The following is an 18,795-nucleotide window of genomic DNA, read 5'->3' as shown; positions in this document are numbered from 1 at the left end:
CGTCACCCCGGCCCGAGCAGGCCGGCGGCCCCACCGGGCCCGCCAGGCGCACCACCGGGCGCACCACCAGGCCCACCGGGCGCACCGCCCGGCGCTCCCCCGGGCCGGCCGCCGCCGGGCGGACCCCCCCGGGGTCGGAAGCCCACGATCCGGTGCCGGGAGGCCAGCGCCTGCATCCGGTCCCAGTCCGGCGGCCGCTGTTCCTCCAGTAGCTGCCCCAGTTCCTCGAACCACTCCTCGACGCCGCCCGGCGTGGCGACGCAGAGCATCCGGCTCGGCCGGTCCCAGGTGTTGACGAAGGCGTGGCCGATGCCGCGCGGCCCGTACACCAGGGAGCCGGGACCGGCCTTGTGCAGCTCGCCGTCGAGCCGGATCTCGTACTCGCCCTCGACCACGTAGAACGCCTCGTCGACGTCCTCGTGGATGTGCAGCGGCGGACCGCCGCCGGGCGGGGTGGTCACCTCGAAGAAGGAGTAGAGCCCGCCGGTGTCCTCTCCCCGCAGCAGCCAGCGTCCCGTCTCACCGCCCCAGGTAATGGGTTTGACGCCGCCGAGTTCGACGACGCGTCCTCGTGTCGCGGTCATGTCCTCCGCCTTTCGGTTCGGGTGGACCAAGCGTCGACGGCTGCGGTAAAGCCGCTGGTAAAGCCGGGACAAACGGGGCCGCCGACGGCCGGACGGCGCTTTGCGGACGACTAATCGGAGCTTTTCCGCGGCCGCGCAGACTTCGGGGGACGGCCCGGTCGGCCCGGTCGGCCACCTTCCGCTCCGCGCCCGCCCGCCCCACTGCGCTCCGCCCGCTTTCCCGCCCCTCCATCGAGGAGTCGAACCTTCATGACCGAGAAGACCACCGGCCTGGACGCCGCGACCCTCCGGGTGGCGGCCGACGAGGCCCCCGTCAACCGCCGGCGCGGCGGCCTGCTGCGGACCCTGCTCGGCCCGGCCAACACCGGTGCCACCAGCGGGTTCACCGGCCTGGCCACGCTCGCCCCGGGCGAGTTCGTCAATGAGCACTACCACCCGTACTCCGAGGAGTTCGTCTACCTGATCACCGGCCGGATCACCGTCGCGCTCAACGGCGAACCGCTCGAACTCGCCGCCCGGGAGGGCCTCCTGATCCCGGCCGGGGTCCGCCACCGGCTGACCAACACCGGCGACGGGACCGCCGAACTCGTCTACCACCTGGGCCCGTTGGCGCCCCGCCCGGACCTCGGGCACGTGGACACCGAACCCCAGCCGTTCCCCGACGCCCCGAACGGGGAGACCCGATGAGCGAGTGGGGCGCGGTCGTCACCGGGATCGGCGTGGTCGCCCCCGGCGGGATCGGCCGGCGGGCCTACTGGGACCTGCTCGCCTCCGGGCGCACCGCGACCAGGGGCATCAGCCTCTTCGACGCCACCGGCTTCCGGTCCCGGATCGCGGCCGAGGTCGACTTCGACGCCGCCGCCTGCGGGCTGACCGCCGAGGAGGTCGAACGGATGGACCGCAGCGCCCAGTTCGCCGTGGTCGCCGCCCGCGAGGCACTGGCCGACGCCGGCCTGGAGCCGGGCCGCACGGCCCCCGAGCGGGTGGGCGTCTCGATCGGCAGCGCGGTCGGCTGCACCACCCGGCTGGAGGACGAGTACGTCGTGGTGAGCGAGCACGGCGCCCGCTGGGAGGTGGACCCGGCGCTGGCCGGCCGGCACCTCTACCGGGCACTGGTCCCCAGCACCCTGGCGGTGGAGGTGGCCTGGGCGGCCGGCGCCGAGGCGCCCGCGACGGTGGTCTCCACCGGCTGCACCTCGGGGCTGGACGCGGTGGCGCACGGCGTCCAGCTGATCTCCGAGGGCGCGGCCGACGTGGTGGTCGCCGGCGCCACCGACGCGCCGATCTCCCCCATCTCGGTGGCCTGCTTCGACGCGATCGGCGCCACCTCGCGCAACAACGGGGACGCCGCACACGCCTCCCGCCCGTTCGACCGCGACCGCGACGGCTTCGTGCTCGGCGAGGGCGCCGCCGTCCTGGTCCTGGAGAGCCGCGAGCACGCCGCCCGGCGCCGCGCGCACCGGTACGCCGAGATCGTCGGCTTCGCCCAGCGCAGCAATGCCTTCCACATGACCGGACTCAAGCCGGACGGGCTCGACATGGCCGAGGCCATCCGGCTGGCGCTCGGCCGCGCCGGGGTCGCCCCCGGGGCCGTCGACTACATCAACGCGCACGGTTCCGGCACCAAGCAGAACGACCGGCACGAGACCGCCGCCTTCAAGGACGCCCTGGGCCGGGCCGCGTACGGGGTACCGGTCAGCTCGATCAAGTCGATGATCGGCCACTCGCTGGGGGCGATCGGCGCCCTGGAGGTGGCAGCCTGCGCCCTGGCGATCGAGCACGACGTCGTGCCGCCGACCGCCAACCTGCGGAGCGTGGATCCGGCGCTCGACCTGGACTACGTGCCGGTCACCGCCCGTGAGCACCGCACCGACGTGGTGCTGAGCGTCGGCAGCGGCTTCGGCGGCTTCCAGTCGGCGATGCTGCTGACCAGGCCGGACTTCCTGCCCCACCGGCGGTTCGGACGGGCGGCATGAGCGCGCCCGTCGGCACGACCGGGCCGGGCGCGACGGCGGACGGCGGGCGCGCCGTCTTCACCGGGCTCTCCGTGATCGCCCCCAACGGCGCCACCACCAAGCAGTTCTGGGACGCGACCCTGAACGGCGTGAGCGGGATCCGCGAGGTCTCCGCCTTCGACGCGGCCGGCTACCCGGTCCGGCTGGCCGGCGAGGTCCGCGACCTCGTGGTGCCGGAGCTGGTGGAGGGCCGGCTGCTGGTGCAGACCGACCGGTGGACCCAGTTCGGCCTGGTCGCCACCGAGCGGGCGCTGGAGGACGCCGGCATCGACCCGGGCGAACTCGACCCGTACGACCTGTCGGTGGTCACCGCGGCCTCCTCGGGCGGCAACGAGTTCGGGCAGCGGGAGATCCAGAAGCTGTGGGCGGACGGCCCCCGCTTCGTCGGCCCCTACCAGTCGATCGCCTGGTTCTACGCGGCGACCACCGGTCAGATCTCCATCCGGCACGGGATGAAGGGCGCCTGCGGGGTCCTGATCGGGGAGCAGGCCGGCGGCCTCGACGCCCTCGCCCAGTCCCGGCGTTCGCTGCGCTCCGACGCCCGGGCGGCGGTCTGCGGCGGCACCGACGCGCCGCTCAGCCCGTACGCGCTGGCCTGCCACGCCACCGCCGGGCTGCTCACCACCCGCGACGCCCCGGACCGCGCCTACCTGCCGTTCTCCGCCGAGGCCGACGGCTATGCGGCCGGCGAGGGCGGGGCGATGTTCGTCCTGGAGGGCGAACGGTCCTGGCGCTCCCGCGGCGACGGTCCCGGCTACGGCGAACTCGCGGGCCACGCCGCCACCTTCGACCCGCGGCCGGCGCCGCTCGACGTGGCGATCGCCCTGCTGGCGCTGCGCGACCAACTGGTGCCCGGCACCCCGGGCGTGGGCGCGCTCGCACCCGGCTGCGAGGTCGACCTGGTGCGGGAGACGAGGTCGGCCCGACTGCGGACCGTGCTGGTCCTGGCCCGGGGCTTCGAGGGCTTCAACGCGGCCGCGGTGATCCGCGCCCTGTGAGGGCCGGGACCGGCCGCCGCACCACCCGAACCGAGAATCGGAGGAGTGTCCACCATGAGTACGACCGCGATCACCCTGGCCGAACTGGCCGATCTGATCGGCCGGGCCACCGGCGTGAAGACCGACACCGAGCAGTTGCTGGAACCGTCCGTCACCTTCGACGACCTCACGGTGGACTCCCTGGGCCGCCTCGGCGTGCTGTCCGAGCTGGAGCGCCGCTTCGGCCTCGATCCGGAGAGCGACGAACTGCCGTCGGACACGGTGTACGACCTGCTGCTCGGGTGCTACCGCCGGCTCGTCACCGCCGGCCGGCTGGAGTCCGGCGTCACCGAGCAGGCGGTCGTCATCGACGCCCCCTACCGGGAGGTCTGGGAGCAGACCAACGACGTGCCGGCCTGGCCGGAGCTGTTCAGCGAGTACGCGAGCGCCGAGATCCTGGAGCGCTCGGGCGACACGGTGACCTTCCGGCTCACCATGCACCCCGACGAGAACGGCGCGGTCTGGAGCTGGGTCTCGGCACGGACCGTCGACGCCGCGACCGGGACGGTGCGCGCCCGCCGGGTGGAGACCGGCCCGTTCGCGTTCATGACGCTCCTGTGGACGTACCGCGAGGTGCCCGGCGGCGTGGAGCTGCGCTGGCGGCAGGAGTTCGCGATGAAGCCCGACGCGCCGCTGGACACCCCGGCCATGACCGCCCGGATCAGCGCCAACTCCACCTTCCAGCTGGAGCTGATCCGCGGCCGGGTCGAGGAGCGGGCCCGCCGCCGCGCCGCCTGACCGGCGGACGGTACGACGACCGCGGTACGACGACCGCGCCGGCGGAGCCTCTCGGGCTCCGCCGGCGCGGTCGTGCGGGCGGGAGCGGGGTCGGCAGCGTGCGGCCGGCCCCGCTCGGGTCAGCCGCGCCCCCCGATCGCCTGCGGGAAGCGGAACAGCCGGTACGGGTCGTACCGGTGCTTCGCCGCCACCAGCCGCGGATAGTTCTCCGCGTAGTAGGAGGCCGCCCAGTCCCGCAGCTCCGGGTCGACGAAGTTCTGGTAGGTCTCGCCGTTGGAGTGCGGGTCGAGCACCGCGAACCCGGCGTCGGTCCAGCGCCGGGCCGCCCCGGTGGCGGCCTCGTCCGCGGGCCCGGCGGCGATCACACCCAGGAAGCTGGTGCTGAACAGCGCGTCCCGGTGGACGTACGCGGTGGCCGTGCGGGGCAGGTCGTTGGCGGCGCCGCCGAGCGCGCCGACCTGGATCAGGTGCTGCTGCCCGGGGACCCGTTCGCGGTCGAGCAGCGCGACCGCGTCCTCCCACATGCGGCGGGCCGGCGGAGCGGGGAAGAGCCGGCTGCGCTCGACCGCGTACGTGGGCCTCGGCAGCGCCGCGGCGGGCCCGGTCCCGGCCCGGTGGCACTGCTCCTGGGTGAGCGTCCCGCAGCCGTACAGGCCGTTCATGACCACGTGGTACGGGCCGCCGAACCCGCTGCGGGCGATCGGCGCGGCCCCGACCAGGTCGACCAGGCGGTCGGTCTGGGCGGTGAGTTCGGCCTCGGTGCCGACCGAACTCAGCAGCACCGAGACGGTGGGCGGCCGCCCCGGCGCGGCGTCGCCGAGGACGACCACGGCGGCCCCGCCGATCGTGCGCGGGGCGTCGACCAGCCAGTGCGCCCAGGCGTCCAGGACGGCCGCCGCCCGCTCCGGGCCCCAGGCCAGGGTGCCGACGGCGAGGGCGGTGAGCGCGGTCGGCGCCACGGTGTAGGAGGTGACGACGCCGAAGTTGCCGCCACCGCCGCCGCGGACCGCCCAGTACAGGTCCTCGTGCCGGTCGGCCGAGGCGGTGACGGTCCGCCCGTCGGCGAGCACTACCCGGGCGGCGGTGACGGTGTCGCTGGAGACGCCGACGTGGCGGGTGAGCAGGCCGATGCCGCCGCCCTGGAGGAAGCCGCCGAGGGCGACCGTGGGGCAGAAGCCGCCGGAGACCGCGAGGCCGTACGGGGCGAGGCCGTTGGTCACGTCGACCAGTTGGGCACCGGTCCCCAGGGTGACCGAACCGGCGCCGACGGCGATGCCGTTCAGCCGGGAGACGTCGACGACCAGGCCGGTCCCGGTGGAGTACCCGGCGGCGCTGTGCCCGCCGGAGCGGACGGCGATCGGGACGGCGCGGTCCTGGGCGTAGCGGAGGCAGAGGGCGACGTCGGCCTCGTCGGCGCAGTAGGCGACGGCGGCCGGCTCGACCGAGTCGAAGCGGGTCTGGCCGATCTGCTTGGCGGTGCCGTACGCCGGGTCCCCGGGCAGGACGAGGGTGCCGTGCAGCCGGCCGGAGAGCCCGGACCAGCGTCGCCGCCGGGTCTCGGCCGCGGTGGCGACGGCGGGCAGGGCGGGGGCGGCGGCCAGTGGCGGCCAGTGGCAGGGCCAGGGCGCCCGCCCCGAGGAGCGATCTGCGAGTGATCATGCCGGTCCTTCCGGTCAGGGTGGTGCCGGGTGCGGATCAGGGGAGATCGGGGGGAGGGCCGGCGCCGACGGGGGACGCGGCGAGGGCCGGGAACCCACGGTAGCGCAAGACAAGTAGAGAGCATGCTAATAAATTGGAAAACCCGCGCCCTCGGCGCCAAGGTGTTTTCCGTGCCCTGACGGACGCTTTACCACCCGCCGACAGGATGAGCCGGAACGGTCGTCCGACCAGGTCCCGAGGTGAGGAGAGCCCGTTGCAGTACACACTGATCGTCGCGCGCATGTCCCCCGGGGACGCCGGACGCGTCTCCGACATCTGGGCCGAGTCGGACGCCACCGAACTCCCCCACCTGATCGGGGTCCGGCACCGCCGGCTGTTCCGGTTCCACGACCTCTACTTCCAACTCATCGGCGCGGAGGACGGTTTGGCCGAGCGCGTCGAGTCCGCCCGCACCCACCCGCTCTTCCAGGACGTCAACGAGCGGCTCAAGCCGTTCATCGGCGCCTACGACCCGAGCACCTGGCGCGGCCCCCGGGACGCGATGGCCCAGGAGTTCTACACATGGAACGCCTGAGCCCGCCCCGCCCCGCCGCCGGCCCCGGACGGAGGCGGCCGTGATCCGCACCACCCTGTCCATGGTCGTCCGCCCCGGCCGGGAGCGGGAGTTCGAGCGGACCTGGCTGGCGGCCGCCGAGCACAGCTCCCGCCGGCCGGGGGCCCTCGGCCAGGCGCTGCTCCGCGACCCGCGCGAGCCGCGCCACTACACCGTCACCGCCGACTGGGCGACCCACGAGGACCTCGCGGCCTACCAGGCGAGCGACCACCGGGTGGCGCTCTCCACCGCGCTGGAGCAGCTGCGGGAGTCGGCCGCCCGGTCCGTCCTGGAGGTCGTCGCCCAGCTCCCGCCCGCCCAGCCGTCATCCGCCGAGCCGTCATCCACCCAGCCGCCACCCGCCCAGCCCCCGCCAGCGAAGGAGACGCCGCGATGACCGTTCGCGTCGTGATCACCGCGACCATCGACCCGGCCCACCACGAGGCCTTCGAACGGGCCTACCTGGAGGTCACCGCCAAGGTCCAGGGCACCCCCGGCCACCTGCGGGACGAACTGCTGCGCGACGCCGCCGTCCCGGACCGCTACTGCCTGCTCGCCGAGTGGGAGTCGGAGGCGCTGTTCCGCGCCTGGGCCGACGACCCCGCGCACATCGCCCAGTCCGCCGCCATGTACCCGTACTGGGCGGACACCTTCCAGCGCCGGATCTACGACGTGCGCGCCACGCTGGACTCGCTCGGTCCGGCGCCGGCCGCGTCCCCGTCCGCATGACGCCCGCAGCGGGCACACCGCGCACCCGGGGCGCTGCGGGCCTCCGCCCGGTGCGCAGCGCCGTCGTGATCGGCGCCGGTATCGGCGGCCTGACCACCGCCATCGGCCTGCGCCGGGCGGGCATCGACGTCACCGTGCACGAGCGCCGTACCGAACCCGGCCGGCTGCTGACCGGCGGCGGCTTCATGCTCTGGCACAACGCCTTCGTCGCGCTGCGCCGGCTCGGTCTGGACGACGCCGTCGCCAAGGTGTCCTCGGAGATCGAGTTCCACGAGTTCCGCTCCGACCGGGGCCGCACCCTGGCCCGCTGGGCGATCGCCCCGGAGTCCCGCCGGATCGGCGCGCCGGCCGTCGCCCTGCGCCGTTCCGACCTCAACGCCCTGCTGCTGGAACACGTCGGCGACGACGTCGAGCTGGGCGCGCAGTGCTCCGGCTTCACCCAGGACGACGAGGGCGTCACCGTACGGTTCGCCGACGGTTCCACCCGGCGTGCGGACATCCTGATCGGCGCCGACGGCATGCGCTCCGCGGTCCGCTCCACCCTGCGCCACGGCCACGACCTGCCGCCGCGCTACGCCGGCTACACCGCCTGGCAGGCGATCGCCCGGCTGCCCGGCGAGGACGTCGTCCCGAGCGGGACGTTCTTCAACCTGTGGGGCCGGGGCGGGCTGCGCTTCCTGTACTGCCGGCTCAACGAGGAGGAGGTCTACTGGGACGCGATCACCTCGGACGGCGCCAGCGCCGCCTTCGACATGTTCCGCAAGGACCGCCGGACGGTGATGCGCGAGTCCTACGCCGACTGGCCCGACCCGATTCCCGCCGTCCTCGCGGCGACCGCCGAGGAGGCGATCCTGCCCATCGACATCGCCGACCGCCCGCCCGAGCGGGAGTCCGCCTGGAGCCACGGCCGGGTCTGCCTGGTCGGGGACGCGGCGCACCCCATGACGCTGAACCTCAGCCAGGGCGCCGGCCAGGCCATCGAGGACGGTGTGGTGCTCGCCGAGCGGCTGGCCGCGGACGGTGACATCGCCACCGCCTTCGCCCGCTACGAGGCGCTGCGGCGCCGGCGGGTGGACGCCATGGTCCGCGGCGCCTACCGGATCGGCCTGCTCGGCACCCTGCGCGGGCCCGTCAGCTGCGGCGCCCGCGACCTGTTCATGCGGGCCTTCTTCGGCACCTTCGCCAGGAAGGGCACGTACCGGCTGATGATGGACTTCGAGTACTGAGGGGGCCGGGGTGTTCGTCCAACTGCTCGCCGCGGCCCTGCTGCTGATCAGCGGGACACTGGCCGGGGTGCTGGTCGCGGTCGAGGTCGCCGTGGTGCCGATGCTGGCCGGGCTGCCCGGCGACCGCTATGTCCAGGTCCACCGGCTGCTGGACCCGCGCTTCGATCCGCTGATGCCCACCCTGAACAAGATCGGCCTGGGGTGCGGGCTGCTGCTGGTCGTCCTGGCGCCCGGCGTCGGCGCGAAGGCGGTCCTCGGTCTGGCCGAGGCCGGACTGGTCGGGGTCGCGCTGGTCTCGGAGCTGACCAACGTCCGGATCAACCGCGCCATCGACGGCTGGGACCCGGGCCGGCTGCCGGAGGGCTGGGCGACCGTCCGGACCCGCTGGGCCCGGGCCAACCGGGGGCGCACCTGGATCTCGGTGGCCGGTTTCGCGGCAGCCGCCGGCGGCATGCTGCTGCTGAGCCGCTGACCCGCCGCACGCAATGAGCAGCGCACAGCCTTCAGCACACAGCACGCAGCACGAAAGGGGCCCGCACCGCGCAGCCGCGGTGCGGGCCCTTCGCCGCGCGCCCCGGAAGGGCCCGCGGGCGGGGGTTCAGAGCGGGACGACCCGGAACAGCGGGATCCCCTGAGCCGCCTGCTCGAAGCTCTCCGGCCGCTTGTCCGGCACCACGCCGTTCTTCACGAAGATGCTCGCGCCCATCGGGACCTGGGTCGGGAACTGCCGGGCGATCGGCCCGCGCTCGTGCGGCGGCACCTCCACCAGCCCGACCCGTCGCGCCTTGCGGCCGCGCACCAGCACGCCCTCGCCGGCCGCCCGGACGTTCTTCACCCAGTCCGACCCGGGGAACGCCTGGAGGATGTACATCGTGCCGTCGACCGTCACCGGCGCGACCGGGTTGGTGTACTCGCGGCCGGACTTGCGGCCCTTCACCTTCAACAGCTGCATCGGGCCGACCGGCAGACCGATCCCGTGGAAGACCTCCATCATCTTGTTGCCGAACCTCTGGAACCCGGTGACCCGGACGCGGGTGGGGGTGGACATGGCGGGTGCTCTCCTCTGGTGGAGTGTGCGGTCAGGAGGGGACGCCCGCCCGGTGCGGGTGCCACGCGACGCCCGGCCGGACGAGGCCGACGGCGTACGCCCTGGTGTGATCACGTCGATCCGGCTGTGCAGCTCCAACTTGCCGAGGAGGCTGCGGATGTGGCTCTTCACGGTGCTGGCGCTCAGCGCCAGGGCCTCGGCGATCTCCTGGTTGGACCAGCCGCGCAGCAACAGGCTGACCACCTCGATCTCGCGCCAGGTCAGTCTGGCCAGCTGGGCCCGCAGCGCCGGGTCCCCCACTCCGGTCAGCGGGCGGTCGCCGCTCCCGGGCCGGCCTCCGGCCACCTGGTAGCCGGAGCCGGCCAGGCGGACCGCCGAGACCAGCATCGCCGGATCGGTGAGGCCGGCCAGGGTGCCGTGCACGCCCGGCGGGACGTCGTCGTGCGCACCGGCCCCGCCGAGGCGGAGCAGCAGGACGCGCGGCGCCCCGTGGGTGCCGTCGGCCAGCGCGGCCAGCACCGGCTCCGGATCGGCGTCGTCGAGGATCACCACCACGTCGGGGCGGCACTCGGCGGCCGCGCGGTCCACCGCGCCGGGGTCGGTCGCGCTGTGGCGGGGCGGCGCGAAGCCCTCGGCTCCCGCGAGCGCGGAGACCACGCCGATCCGGCTGAACGGGCTGTCACTGATCACCAGGATCGACAGCGGCCGCTCCGGGGATCCCTCCCCTGCCGACGGTCCAGAGGTCGTCACGCCGCCCACCTCCCTTCGGGCAGAGCCCGGCCGGCGGTCGAATCGACGACGGGCCTGGTCGGCACGGTCCTGGCCGCCCACAGGGCATGAATAGCTTGCTACCTAAGCAGAGTGGCACGCTCCCGGGACGCTGTCAACGCGAAGCCCGCGATCTTCAACTCCCCTACCGGATCAAGCAGGTGGGGCACGGAACCGGTTTTCTCCGGGCTTTACCCACCGCTCGTACGGTAGAGACGCCATCGGGCCGAAGCGGCGCCCGCACAGGACGGTTCCACCGGCGGACGGCTCCGACAACGGCCCCGTCACCGGCGGACGTCCGGCCGTCGGCCGCGACCACCGCCCTCCACCAGGGTCCCGCCGTGCGCGGGGCCGATGGCCTTCCGATCTGGTCCACCCGAGCGATAGGCGGATTCATGGGCGCAACTGTGGGAGCCGGGACCGGCAGCGCCGCACCCCTGCGGCCCGCCGAGGTCTGGCGCCGGGCCGAGGACGCGCGCAGCTTCCTCGACCGGGCGGCGGCCGAACTGGCGGCGGTCAAGAGCGAACTCGACGGCATGCTCCGGGTCTCCCCCGGTGACCGCGTGCTCGACGTCGGCTGCGGGACGGGCGCCGACGTCCGGGCGATCGCCGCCCGGGTCGGGCCGGCCGGCCGGGTGGTCGGCCTCGACTCCAGCAAGGAGCTGATCGACCGGGCGGTGCCGGCCGGACCCGGCGACGCACCGGTCGAGTTCCACCACGGCGACGCGACCGCGCTGCCGTTCCCCGACGACGGCTTCGACGCCGCCCGGGCCGAGCGGGTGATCGAGCACGTCCCCGACCCGGCCGCGGCGGTCGCCGAGATGCTGCGGGTGGTCCGGCCCGGCGGCCAGGTGCTGATCACCGACCCCGACCACGGGCTCTGGGCGCCCGACCTCGACGACCGCGAGCTGACCCGCAGGATCATGGGCTGGTGGGGCGACCACGTCCCCAACCCCTGGGTCGCCCGGCAGCTGCGGGACCTGCTGGTCCGCGCCGGGGCCCGGGACGTCACCGTCACCGCCCGGCCGGTCGTGCTGACCAGTCTGGTAGCAGCCGACTCGCTCACCTGGATCGGCAAGGCCGCCGGCGCGGCCGCCGCCCAGGGGGTGGCCACCCCCGAGGAGGCCCGGGAGTGGGGCGAGGAGATCCTCCGCCGGGACGCCGAGGGCCGGTTCCTGATGCTCGGAACCTTCGTGATCGTCTCCGGGACCAAGCCGTGAGCGCCTCCGCGGCGCACCGCGAGCTCGTGGAGTCCTGGTTCACCAAGGGCTGGGCCGGCGGTGACACCGGGATCGCCGAGCAGGTCTTCTCCCCCGGGTTCGTGCTCAACGGCCGACGGGTCGGACCGGCCGGGCCCCGACGCAGCGTGGCCGGGGTGCACGCCGCCTTCTCCGACATCCGGGTCGACCTCGACCTGGTGCTCGGCGACGGCCGGTACGTCGTCACGCACTACACCACCACCGCCCGGCACACCGGCGACTACCGGGGCGTGGCCGCCACCGGGCGTTCGATCAAGGTGTCGGGGATCGTCATCTGGCTCATCGAGGACGGCCTGGTCGTCCAGGACTGGAACGCGTTCGACACCGCCGAGGTGGTCGCGCAACTGACCGCCGGACACGACAACGAGGAACGAGTGGGAGGCTGACATGAGCGAGGCAGTCACCGCCAGGCCCGACTACGACGTGATCATCCTGGGCGCCGGCATGGCCGGCACCGTGCTGGGCGCCGTCCTGGCCCGCCGGGACGTCCGGGTGCTGATCATCGACGCCGGCGTGCACCCGAAGTTCGCCGTCGGGGAGTCCACCACGCTCTACACCCTGAAGGGCTTCCGCCAGCTCGCGGAGCGCTACGACGTGCCCGAGCTGGAGTACCTGACCTCCTACGAGGGCGGGCTGTCCAACATCGCCCCGACCTCCGGGGTGAAGAAGCACTTCGGTTTCATGCTGCACCACGAGGGCCGCGAGCCCGATCCGCGCGAGGTCAACCAGTTCAGCCCGCCGTCGAAGGCGCTGCAGACCGGCCACCTGTTCCGCCAGGACACCGACGCCTTCCTGTTCCACACCGCGATCAAGTACGGCTGCGACGTGCGCCAGGGCTTCCGGGTCAGCGACCTCGAACTCGGCGAGCACCAGGTGTCGGTGGCGGACCCGTCCGGCGAGCGGTTCACCGCCCGCTTCCTGGTCGACGGCAGCGGATTCCGCTCGCCGGTGGCCGACAAGCTCGGACTGCGCGAGGCACCGGACGCGCTCAAGCACCACTCCCGGTCCCTGTTCACCCACATGATCGGGGTCCGGCCGACCGACGAGGTGCTCCGGATGGAGCCGGAGGACCTGCCGCCGATCCCCTGGGTCGAGGGCACCATGCACCACATGTTCGAGCGCGGCTGGTTCTGGTCCATCCCGTTCAACAACGAGCCGCGCTCGCTGAACCCGCTGGTCAGCGTCGGTCTGACCTTCGACGAGCGGCTCTACCCGCGCCAGGAGGGCATGACGCCCGAGGAGGAGTTCCGCTTCCACGCCGCACGGTTCCCGGCGGTGGAGCGGGTCTTCAAGGACGCGAAGACCGTCCGGCCGTGGGTCTCCACCGGCCGGCTCCAGTACAGCTCGAAGCAGACCGTCGGCCACCGCTGGTGCCTGATGTCGCATGCGGCGGGCTTCATCGACCCACTGTTCTCCCGGGGCCTCACCAACACCACCGAGGTCATCAACGCCTTCGCCTGGCGGCTGTTCGAGGCGCTGGAGGAGGACGACTTCGACGTCGAGCGGTTCGCCTACGTGGACACCCTCCAGAAGGGGCTGATCCGCTGCAACGACGACATGGTCAACTGCTCGTTCATCGCCTTCTCCGACTACGAGCTGTGGAACGCCGTCTACCGGGTCTGGGCCGCCGCCGAGGTCCCGATCAACCTCCGCTTCGACCGCTTCATCGACCGCTTCCGCGAGACCCGTGACGACCGGGTCTTCCGCGCGATGGAGGACCTGCCGTACCCCGGCCTGCTGATGCCCGACCAGCCCAGCTACAAGTTGCTCTTCGACGACATGGTGCGGCTCTGCGAGGACTACGAGCAGGGGCGGACCACCGCCGGCGCCGCCGCCCGGGAACTGATGGACCGGATCCAGCGCTCCGAGGGCGTCCTGCGGGGCATCGGCCTGGAGGACCGCGAGCGCCGCTTCATGTTCCCCGGCATCCCCGAGCTGAAGGACATGACCGCCTGGCTCACCCAGCAGGCACCCGCCGAGATGCGCTACCTCGCCCCCGCCGACCCGTCCGGCTCCACCGCCGGGGCGCGTTCGGCCAGCGAGGTCATCATCCCCGAGTAGCGGGCGGGCGAGCCGTCGTGCGACGTGAGCCCCGCTCGGGGACGCACCGGCCCGGCCGGCCGGGACGGCTGGGCCGGCGCGTCCTCGGCTTCCTGTACCGGGGGCTGATGCTCCTCGGCGCCCAGTGGGTGCCCGCCGTGCTGGACCCGGAGCTGAGGGTACTGCCGACGGCGGCCCCGCCCCGGCTGGACGAGCCGCCGCGCGCGCACCCCGAGCGGCTCTGTCCACTTCCCCCGACGCCGGTGGAACGCGAGCTCTGGAACGCCTACTACGCCGAGTGACCGGGCCCGGGAACGCCCCTCCGGGCCCGGCCGGCGTTCCCGGGCGCGGGCCCTACCGGGTGAGGACCTGCTTCTCGCCCGCCTCCACCGCGAAGTCCAGCCGGTTGCCGGGCGGCGGGAAGGGGCAGATGAAGTGGTCCGCGAAGGCGCAGGGCGGCAGGTAGGCGCGGTTGAGGTCCAGCACCGTGCGGCCGTCCCGGTCCGGGGCGGGCAGGGTGACGAACCGGAAGCGGTAGGTGTCCCGGCCGCTGGTCGCGTCGGCGATCACGCCGCTCAGCCGGCCGTCGCCCGAGCGGCTGACCGTCAGGGTGCTGTGCTCGCCGGCGACGGTGAACGCGATCTGCCCGGTCACCGCGAGCGGGCGCTCCTTGCCGTCGGCGTTCGGGACGAGCACCGTCTGCCCGGCGCCGTCCTCGAAGGGGGTGAAGACCGCCGGAACGGCCCACTCCGGCGCGTAGGGGTAGGCCGAGATCCCGGCGAACGACGCCCGCCCGGGCGAATTCGGGTCGAAGACCCGCAGGGCCGGTTCGCCCTCGCGCTCGATCGGCACCAGCAGCACCTCGCCGAGCGCGGCGGTGTCCGCCGCCGGGTCGGTGTCCGGGCGCAGCAGCACCTCGCCGTCGACGGGGGTTTCCGCCCCCGCGACGGTGACGCCGTCGGCCGCCGCCGCCCGCAGCCGCACGCCCTCCGCGTCCGCCCACCAGACCCCGGGCAGGCCGGCGATCGCCGCCGGCTCCGGCTCCAGCCAGTGCGTACCGGTGAGCGCCAGCTGGCCGTGCGGCGCGCTGACGGTCGCCGCCCGTCCGTCGCTCCAGTGCTGCCATTCCTCCGCGGCCGTCGCCGTCATCGGCTCGCCCTCCCACTCCGGTCAGGGCCCGCGGGGCGGGCCGTCCGTTCTCCGTCACCCCATCGAACATCCGGTACCCGGGCCGGGCATTCCCAGTCCCGGACACCGTCGCACGGCGTCGCACAGCCGTCGCACGGCCGTCACGCCGGTCAACACGCCGTTCGCACGCGCCGCTGCCACCCGTCAGGCCTTGATCCGGCGGAACAGGCCCTCCTGCACCACCGACACCACCAGCTGCCCGCTCCGGTCGAAGATCTGCCCGCGCGCCAGGCCCCGGGCGCCGTGGGCGATCGGGGACTCCTGCTGGTAGAGCAGCCAGTCGTCGGTGCGGAACGGCCGGTGGAACCACATCGCGTGGTCCAGCGAGGCCATGTCGAAGTGCCGGGTGCCCCAGAGCGGCTCGACCGGGGCCCGGACGGCGTCCAGCAGCGTCATGTCGGACGCGTAGGTGAGCGCGCAGACGTGGATCAGCGGGTTGTCCGGCAGCGCCCCGTTGGTTCGCAGCCAGACGCCGCTGCGCGCCTCGACCCCGGCGAGCTCCTCGGTGCTCCAGCGCAGCCGGTCGACGTAGCGGATGTCGAAGGGCTGGCGCCGGCTGATGAACGGGGGCAGCTCGCCGAGCCGGGAACCGACCTCGTCCAGTGCGCTCGGCAGCTTCTCCGGGCCGGGCACCTCGGGCATCGGGTACTGGTGCTCGATGCTGTCGGGCTCCGGGGCGTGGAAGTCGGCGGTCAGCGCGAAGATCGACCGCCCGCCCTGGATCGCCAGCACCCGGCGGGTGGTGAACGAGCGGCCGTCCCGGAGCCGGTCCACCTGGTAGACGATCGGCACCCCCGGCACGCCGGGCCGCAGGAAGTACGCGTGCAGCGAGTGGACCGGGCGGTCGTCGTCCACGGTGCGCCCCGCCGCCACCAGCGCCTGGCCGGCCACCTGCCCGCCGAACGTGCGCTGGAGCGCCTCCTCGGGGCTGCGCCCGCGGAAGATGTTCAGCTCGATCTGCTCAAGGTCCAGCAGTGCGACAAGATCGTCGACGGGGGTAGCCATGGGACACGTCCTCTCCGGGCCGCCGCCCGGGCCGGAGGTCTTCCGCCCCGCCGCCGGCAACCCGTTCTCTCGAATTCTCCAGCCCAATCGAATTCCTCAGCGAGCCGGGACATTCCCCGAACCCGGGCCGGCCGTGCCAATTCACTCGAACGAGGTCGAACAGTAGCCCCTGCGCGAAAGGTCACCGCAGGTGGGAGCAGGGTGGCACCGGTCACAGGCCCGACTGCCGGACGGTGATGTTCAGCCGCCCGGTCAGCCCCAGCGCCGGGTCCGCCGTCCCGGGCAGGGTCCGCACCACACCGTGGTACGCGAACCTGGCCGGGCCGCCGAACACCAGCAGGTCGCCGCCGCGCAGCTCCAGATCGGTCCACGGCCTGGTCCTGGTCTCCGTGTTCCCGAGCCGGAAGACGCAGGTGTCGCCGAGCGACAGCGAGACCACCGGGGCGTCGGCGCGCTCGTCGCGGTCCTGGTGCAGGCCCATCCGGGCACCGTGCGGGTAGTGGTTGACGATCGCGACGTCCGGCTCGTAGCCGACGGCCCCGGCGATGCCCCCGATGCCCCCGATACCGCCATCCTCACCGCCACCGCCGGCCGTGGGCCCGTACGCCTCGGCCACCGCCCGCCGGGCGAGCGTGCCGAGCTCGGCCGGGAAGGGTTTGACCGGGGTGCCGTCCTCGGCGGTGTCGGAGTAGCCGTAGGGGTACCAGTGGCGACCCAGGCTGACCATCCGGACGGACATCGTCCCGCCGGTGGGCATCCGGACGGTGTGCATCCCCGCGGGCGGGCGCGCCCAGTCCCGGCAGGCGGCGACCAGGCGCAGCTGCGCCGCCGCGTCGAGCCAGCCGGGGAGCAGCACCGCCCCCGGAGCCGGCTCGGACCGTCCGCGCTCGGGGGAGGCGTCGAAGAGTCCGCCGAACAACTCGCCCTGGGTCACGTCCCCATCCTCGCGCACCCCTCCGACAACGGCCGGACCCGGCAACGGCCGGAAACCCCCGACGGCCGCCCTCCCGTGGTGCGGGAGGGCGGCCGTGGAGGCGTGGATCAACCGGTCTCGGATCGACCGGCGTCGGATCAGACGGTGAGGGTCTGGCCCGGCAGGATCAGGTCCGGGTTGGCACCGATGACCTTGGCGTTGTTGTCGTACAGGGCGTGCCAGTCGATGCCCTTGGCGGCGGCGATGCTGCTCAGGGTGTCGCCGGCCTTGACGGTGTAGGTGCCGTTGACCTGCTTGGCGTCGTTCGAGGTCCAGGACTTGCCGGACTTCGCGGCCTTGTCGGCCTTCGGCGCGGCCTCGGTCTTCGGCGCGGCCTTGGGGGCCTCAACAGCCTTGGGAGCCTCGACAGCCTTCGGGGCCTCGACGGCCTTCGGCGCGGCCTTGGGGGCCTCGACGGCCTTCGGCGCGGCGGCCTTCGGGGCCTCGGTCGCCTTGGGGGCGGCCGGCTTCGGGGCCTCGGTGGCCTTCGGGGTGGAGGTGTCGACCGCGGCGGCGGCGCCGCCCTTGGTCAGACCGGCCTTGACGGAGCAGACGGGCCAGGCGCCCGGGCCCTGCGAGGCGAGGACCTTCTCGGCGACGGCGATCTGCTGCGCCTTGGTGGCCAGGTTGGCCTGCGAGGCGTAGGCGGTACCGCCGAAGGCGGCCCAGGTGCTGGAGGTGAACTGCAGACCGCCGTAGAAACCGTTGCCGGTGTTGATGGCCCAGTTGCCGCCGCTCTCGCACTGGGCGACAGCGTCCCAGGTGGAGACGGAGGCGGCCGAGGCCGAGGTGGCCGTGACGAGGCCGGCCACCGGCAGGGCCGCGACAGCGGCGCCCGCCACCACGGCCATCCGAACGCGGTTGCGCTTGGTGGCGGTGGTGGTGGCAGCGGCGATCTCGTTACGGAAGGTCATGAGGTTCCTCTCGACAGCCCCGGGAGGGCATGCGGAACCAAGCCCTTGAGGGTCTGGAATCGCGCGCCGCGTCCGTCGGGCGGCCGGAGACGTGTCGGACGTTCCGTGCCGCCCCGGCCACCCGCCACACACCGGCGACCTGTTCGAGCGGTCGCGTCGGCGGGCACTGCCGGCGCCGGTGCGAACCGGCGGGCTGTGCGTCGGGGGTGAACCCGGGTGGTGCTCGTTGCACCGCCAATGAAGCTACGAGGCGGGCGGCCGGGGTTCAAACAGCCGGAGGTCTCCCCAGCTCAGCACGGCGTTACCGGCGGTAACGACCATGTAAATCTGTCCAATTTGTCCGTTTTAACCGTCATTTCCTAGATCAAACATCGACGAGCCGTGACTCACCTCACCGTTTCATTCCGGCAGTCCCGCCATCGAGATCGACAGATTGCGACGCCGAGAACACCCTCCGCGATCGGATCAGAGGCAATTCCCGTCACCCCTACCCCCCACCCGTGACCCCTGCCACAAGGGCCCGTTGGTAAGGGCGGCCGGGCCGCCGCCGCCTCCCGGCTCGAACAGACCCGACCTTCCGGCTCCACCGCGTTCGACCCCGGGGGCCGGCCCCGAGACCCCGGGCGCCGGCCCCGACAGCCCCCAACCGGTATTTCCGACCCCGCACCGAGGAGACCCAGTGCCGCGCATGCTCGACGTCAGCGACGAGGTCCGATCCGAGATCGGCGACGACGAGGCCGACCGCCTGCTCGGCGGCGCCCACGCACCCGACAACTACGAATGCACCTCCTGCCGCACCCCCGGCGACGCCCTGCTGGAGCCGACCAGCACCGTGCTGTTCGTCGGCGACGAGACGGCCGTGCTCGCCTTCGCCCATGCCCGCTGCATTCCGTCCCAGGTCGTCCCGGTCGCCGAGGAGCAGCTGGCCGGCGCGGTCCGCAGCATCAGCCAGGCCCAGAGCGACGTGTCCGCCGACCCCGCCCGGCTGCAGCCGTCCCTCCCCGCCCAGGCCCTTCCCGC

At 73.7% G+C, this 18,795-nt stretch carries 20 protein-coding genes and 2 pseudogenes; 15 read left to right on the top strand and 7 right to left on the bottom strand.

Annotated elements, in window-relative coordinates:
- Positions 1-2: 2 nt before the first annotated feature.
- Positions 3-584, bottom strand: a complete 582-nt coding sequence (locus VR45_RS17595) for a cupin domain-containing protein (protein WP_063772504.1) — start codon at positions 582-584, stop codon at positions 3-5.
- Positions 585-833: 249 nt separating this feature from the next.
- Here VR45_RS17595 and VR45_RS17590 point away from each other — a divergent pair, with 249 nt between their 5' ends.
- From VR45_RS17590 to VR45_RS48695, 5 genes and pseudogenes are all read left to right on the top strand, one after another.
- Entirely contained in the window at positions 834-1,271 is a 438-nt protein-coding gene (locus VR45_RS17590; RefSeq protein ID WP_045940714.1) for a cupin domain-containing protein, read from the top strand.
- Positions 1,268-2,560, top strand: a complete 1,293-nt coding sequence (locus tag VR45_RS17585) for a beta-ketoacyl-[acyl-carrier-protein] synthase family protein (protein WP_045940713.1) — start codon at positions 1,268-1,270, stop codon at positions 2,558-2,560. Before VR45_RS17590 ends, VR45_RS17585 begins: the two co-directional genes overlap by 4 nt.
- Positions 2,557-3,597, top strand: a complete 1,041-nt coding sequence (locus VR45_RS17580; RefSeq protein ID WP_045940712.1) for a beta-ketoacyl synthase N-terminal-like domain-containing protein — start codon at positions 2,557-2,559, stop codon at positions 3,595-3,597. Before VR45_RS17585 ends, VR45_RS17580 begins: the two co-directional genes overlap by 4 nt.
- 54 nt (positions 3,598-3,651) lie before the next feature.
- Positions 3,652-3,846, top strand: a pseudogene (locus VR45_RS48700) (acyl carrier protein); the annotation flags it as partial.
- Between the two features lie 63 nt (positions 3,847-3,909).
- Positions 3,910-4,374 (top strand): SRPBCC family protein, encoded by a 465-nt coding sequence (locus VR45_RS48695; RefSeq protein WP_045940729.1) that lies wholly within the window; start codon positions 3,910-3,912, stop codon positions 4,372-4,374.
- 119 nt (positions 4,375-4,493) lie between these two features.
- On the opposite strand, the gene VR45_RS17570 is transcribed toward VR45_RS48695, so the two are convergent.
- Entirely contained in the window at positions 4,494-5,840 is a 1,347-nt protein-coding gene (locus VR45_RS17570) for an FAD-binding oxidoreductase (protein WP_234326016.1), read from the bottom strand.
- Between the two features lie 446 nt (positions 5,841-6,286).
- On the opposite strand from VR45_RS17570, the gene VR45_RS17565 reads away from it, so the two are divergent.
- Genes VR45_RS17565 through VR45_RS17545 form a run of 5 tightly spaced genes read left to right on the top strand, consistent with a single transcriptional unit; the run spans position 6,287 to position 9,052 of the window.
- Positions 6,287-6,607, top strand: coding sequence for a TcmI family type II polyketide cyclase (locus VR45_RS17565; protein ID WP_199839856.1), 321 nt, complete (start codon positions 6,287-6,289; stop codon positions 6,605-6,607).
- Between the two features lie 40 nt (positions 6,608-6,647).
- Positions 6,648-7,022, top strand: coding sequence for an antibiotic biosynthesis monooxygenase family protein (locus VR45_RS17560; RefSeq protein ID WP_063772503.1), 375 nt, complete (start codon positions 6,648-6,650; stop codon positions 7,020-7,022).
- Positions 7,019-7,354, top strand: a complete 336-nt coding sequence (locus VR45_RS42410; protein WP_052709166.1) for an antibiotic biosynthesis monooxygenase family protein — start codon at positions 7,019-7,021, stop codon at positions 7,352-7,354. The genes VR45_RS17560 and VR45_RS42410 overlap by 4 nt, the downstream gene beginning before the upstream one ends.
- 50 nt (positions 7,355-7,404) lie before the next feature.
- Complete coding sequence (locus VR45_RS17550; RefSeq protein ID WP_159394245.1) at positions 7,405-8,580, top strand: FAD-dependent oxidoreductase; 1,176 nt, start codon at positions 7,405-7,407, stop codon at positions 8,578-8,580.
- Positions 8,581-8,590: 10 nt separating this feature from the next.
- Positions 8,591-9,052, top strand: a complete 462-nt coding sequence (locus tag VR45_RS17545) for an anthrone oxygenase family protein (RefSeq protein WP_045940709.1) — start codon at positions 8,591-8,593, stop codon at positions 9,050-9,052.
- A gap of 126 nt (positions 9,053-9,178) precedes the next feature.
- On the opposite strand, the gene VR45_RS44185 is transcribed toward VR45_RS17545, so the two are convergent.
- On the bottom strand, positions 9,179-10,378 hold the full coding sequence (locus VR45_RS44185) for a nitroreductase/quinone reductase family protein (protein ID WP_159394244.1): 1,200 nt from the start codon (positions 10,376-10,378) through the stop codon (positions 9,179-9,181).
- 413 nt (positions 10,379-10,791) lie between these two features.
- Here VR45_RS44185 and VR45_RS17535 point away from each other — a divergent pair, with 413 nt between their 5' ends.
- From VR45_RS17535 to VR45_RS17520, 4 genes are read left to right on the top strand one after another with little or no spacing between them, the layout of a single operon-like run.
- Positions 10,792-11,616: a methyltransferase domain-containing protein gene (locus tag VR45_RS17535; protein WP_079009051.1), complete on the top strand. Its 825-nt coding sequence runs from the start codon at positions 10,792-10,794 to the stop codon at positions 11,614-11,616.
- Complete coding sequence (locus tag VR45_RS46980) at positions 11,613-12,041, top strand: ester cyclase (RefSeq protein WP_045940708.1); 429 nt, start codon at positions 11,613-11,615, stop codon at positions 12,039-12,041. Before VR45_RS17535 ends, VR45_RS46980 begins: the two co-directional genes overlap by 4 nt.
- A 1-nt stretch (position 12,042) precedes the next feature.
- Positions 12,043-13,716: a tryptophan 7-halogenase gene (locus tag VR45_RS17525; protein ID WP_063772502.1), complete on the top strand. Its 1,674-nt coding sequence runs from the start codon at positions 12,043-12,045 to the stop codon at positions 13,714-13,716.
- 17 nt (positions 13,717-13,733) lie between these two features.
- Positions 13,734-13,997, top strand: coding sequence for a DUF6059 family protein (locus VR45_RS17520; RefSeq protein ID WP_045940707.1), 264 nt, complete (start codon positions 13,734-13,736; stop codon positions 13,995-13,997).
- A 52-nt stretch (positions 13,998-14,049) separates the two neighbouring features.
- Here VR45_RS17520 and VR45_RS17515 read toward each other — a convergent pair whose 3' ends face one another.
- The 4 genes from VR45_RS17515 to VR45_RS17500 form a co-directional block, all read right to left on the bottom strand.
- Positions 14,050-14,844: a DUF1684 domain-containing protein gene (locus VR45_RS17515; protein ID WP_045940706.1), complete on the bottom strand. Its 795-nt coding sequence runs from the start codon at positions 14,842-14,844 to the stop codon at positions 14,050-14,052.
- Between the two features lie 183 nt (positions 14,845-15,027).
- Positions 15,028-15,888 (bottom strand): acyl-CoA thioesterase II, encoded by an 861-nt coding sequence (locus VR45_RS17510; RefSeq protein ID WP_045940705.1) that lies wholly within the window; start codon positions 15,886-15,888, stop codon positions 15,028-15,030.
- A 211-nt stretch (positions 15,889-16,099) separates the two neighbouring features.
- The gene (locus tag VR45_RS17505; RefSeq protein WP_234326015.1) at positions 16,100-16,822 is read right to left on the bottom strand and encodes an alpha-ketoglutarate-dependent dioxygenase AlkB; all 723 of its coding nucleotides are present in this window, start codon (positions 16,820-16,822) and stop codon (positions 16,100-16,102) included.
- 137 nt (positions 16,823-16,959) lie between these two features.
- Positions 16,960-17,775, bottom strand: coding sequence for a transglycosylase family protein (locus tag VR45_RS17500; protein WP_052709163.1), 816 nt, complete (start codon positions 17,773-17,775; stop codon positions 16,960-16,962).
- Positions 17,776-18,454: 679 nt separating this feature from the next.
- Between VR45_RS17500 and VR45_RS17495 the strand changes: the two are divergent.
- Positions 18,455-18,795: pseudogene (locus tag VR45_RS17495) on the top strand (hypothetical protein); the annotation flags it as partial.

The sequence above is a fragment of the Streptomyces sp. NRRL S-495 genome (assembly GCF_000966955.1).
In the GTDB taxonomy this organism is placed as follows: Bacteria; Actinomycetota; Actinomycetes; order Streptomycetales; family Streptomycetaceae; genus Kitasatospora; species Kitasatospora purpeofusca.
Note: the sequence above shows the minus strand (reverse complement) of the source record. Positions and strands in the feature narration are given on the sequence as shown.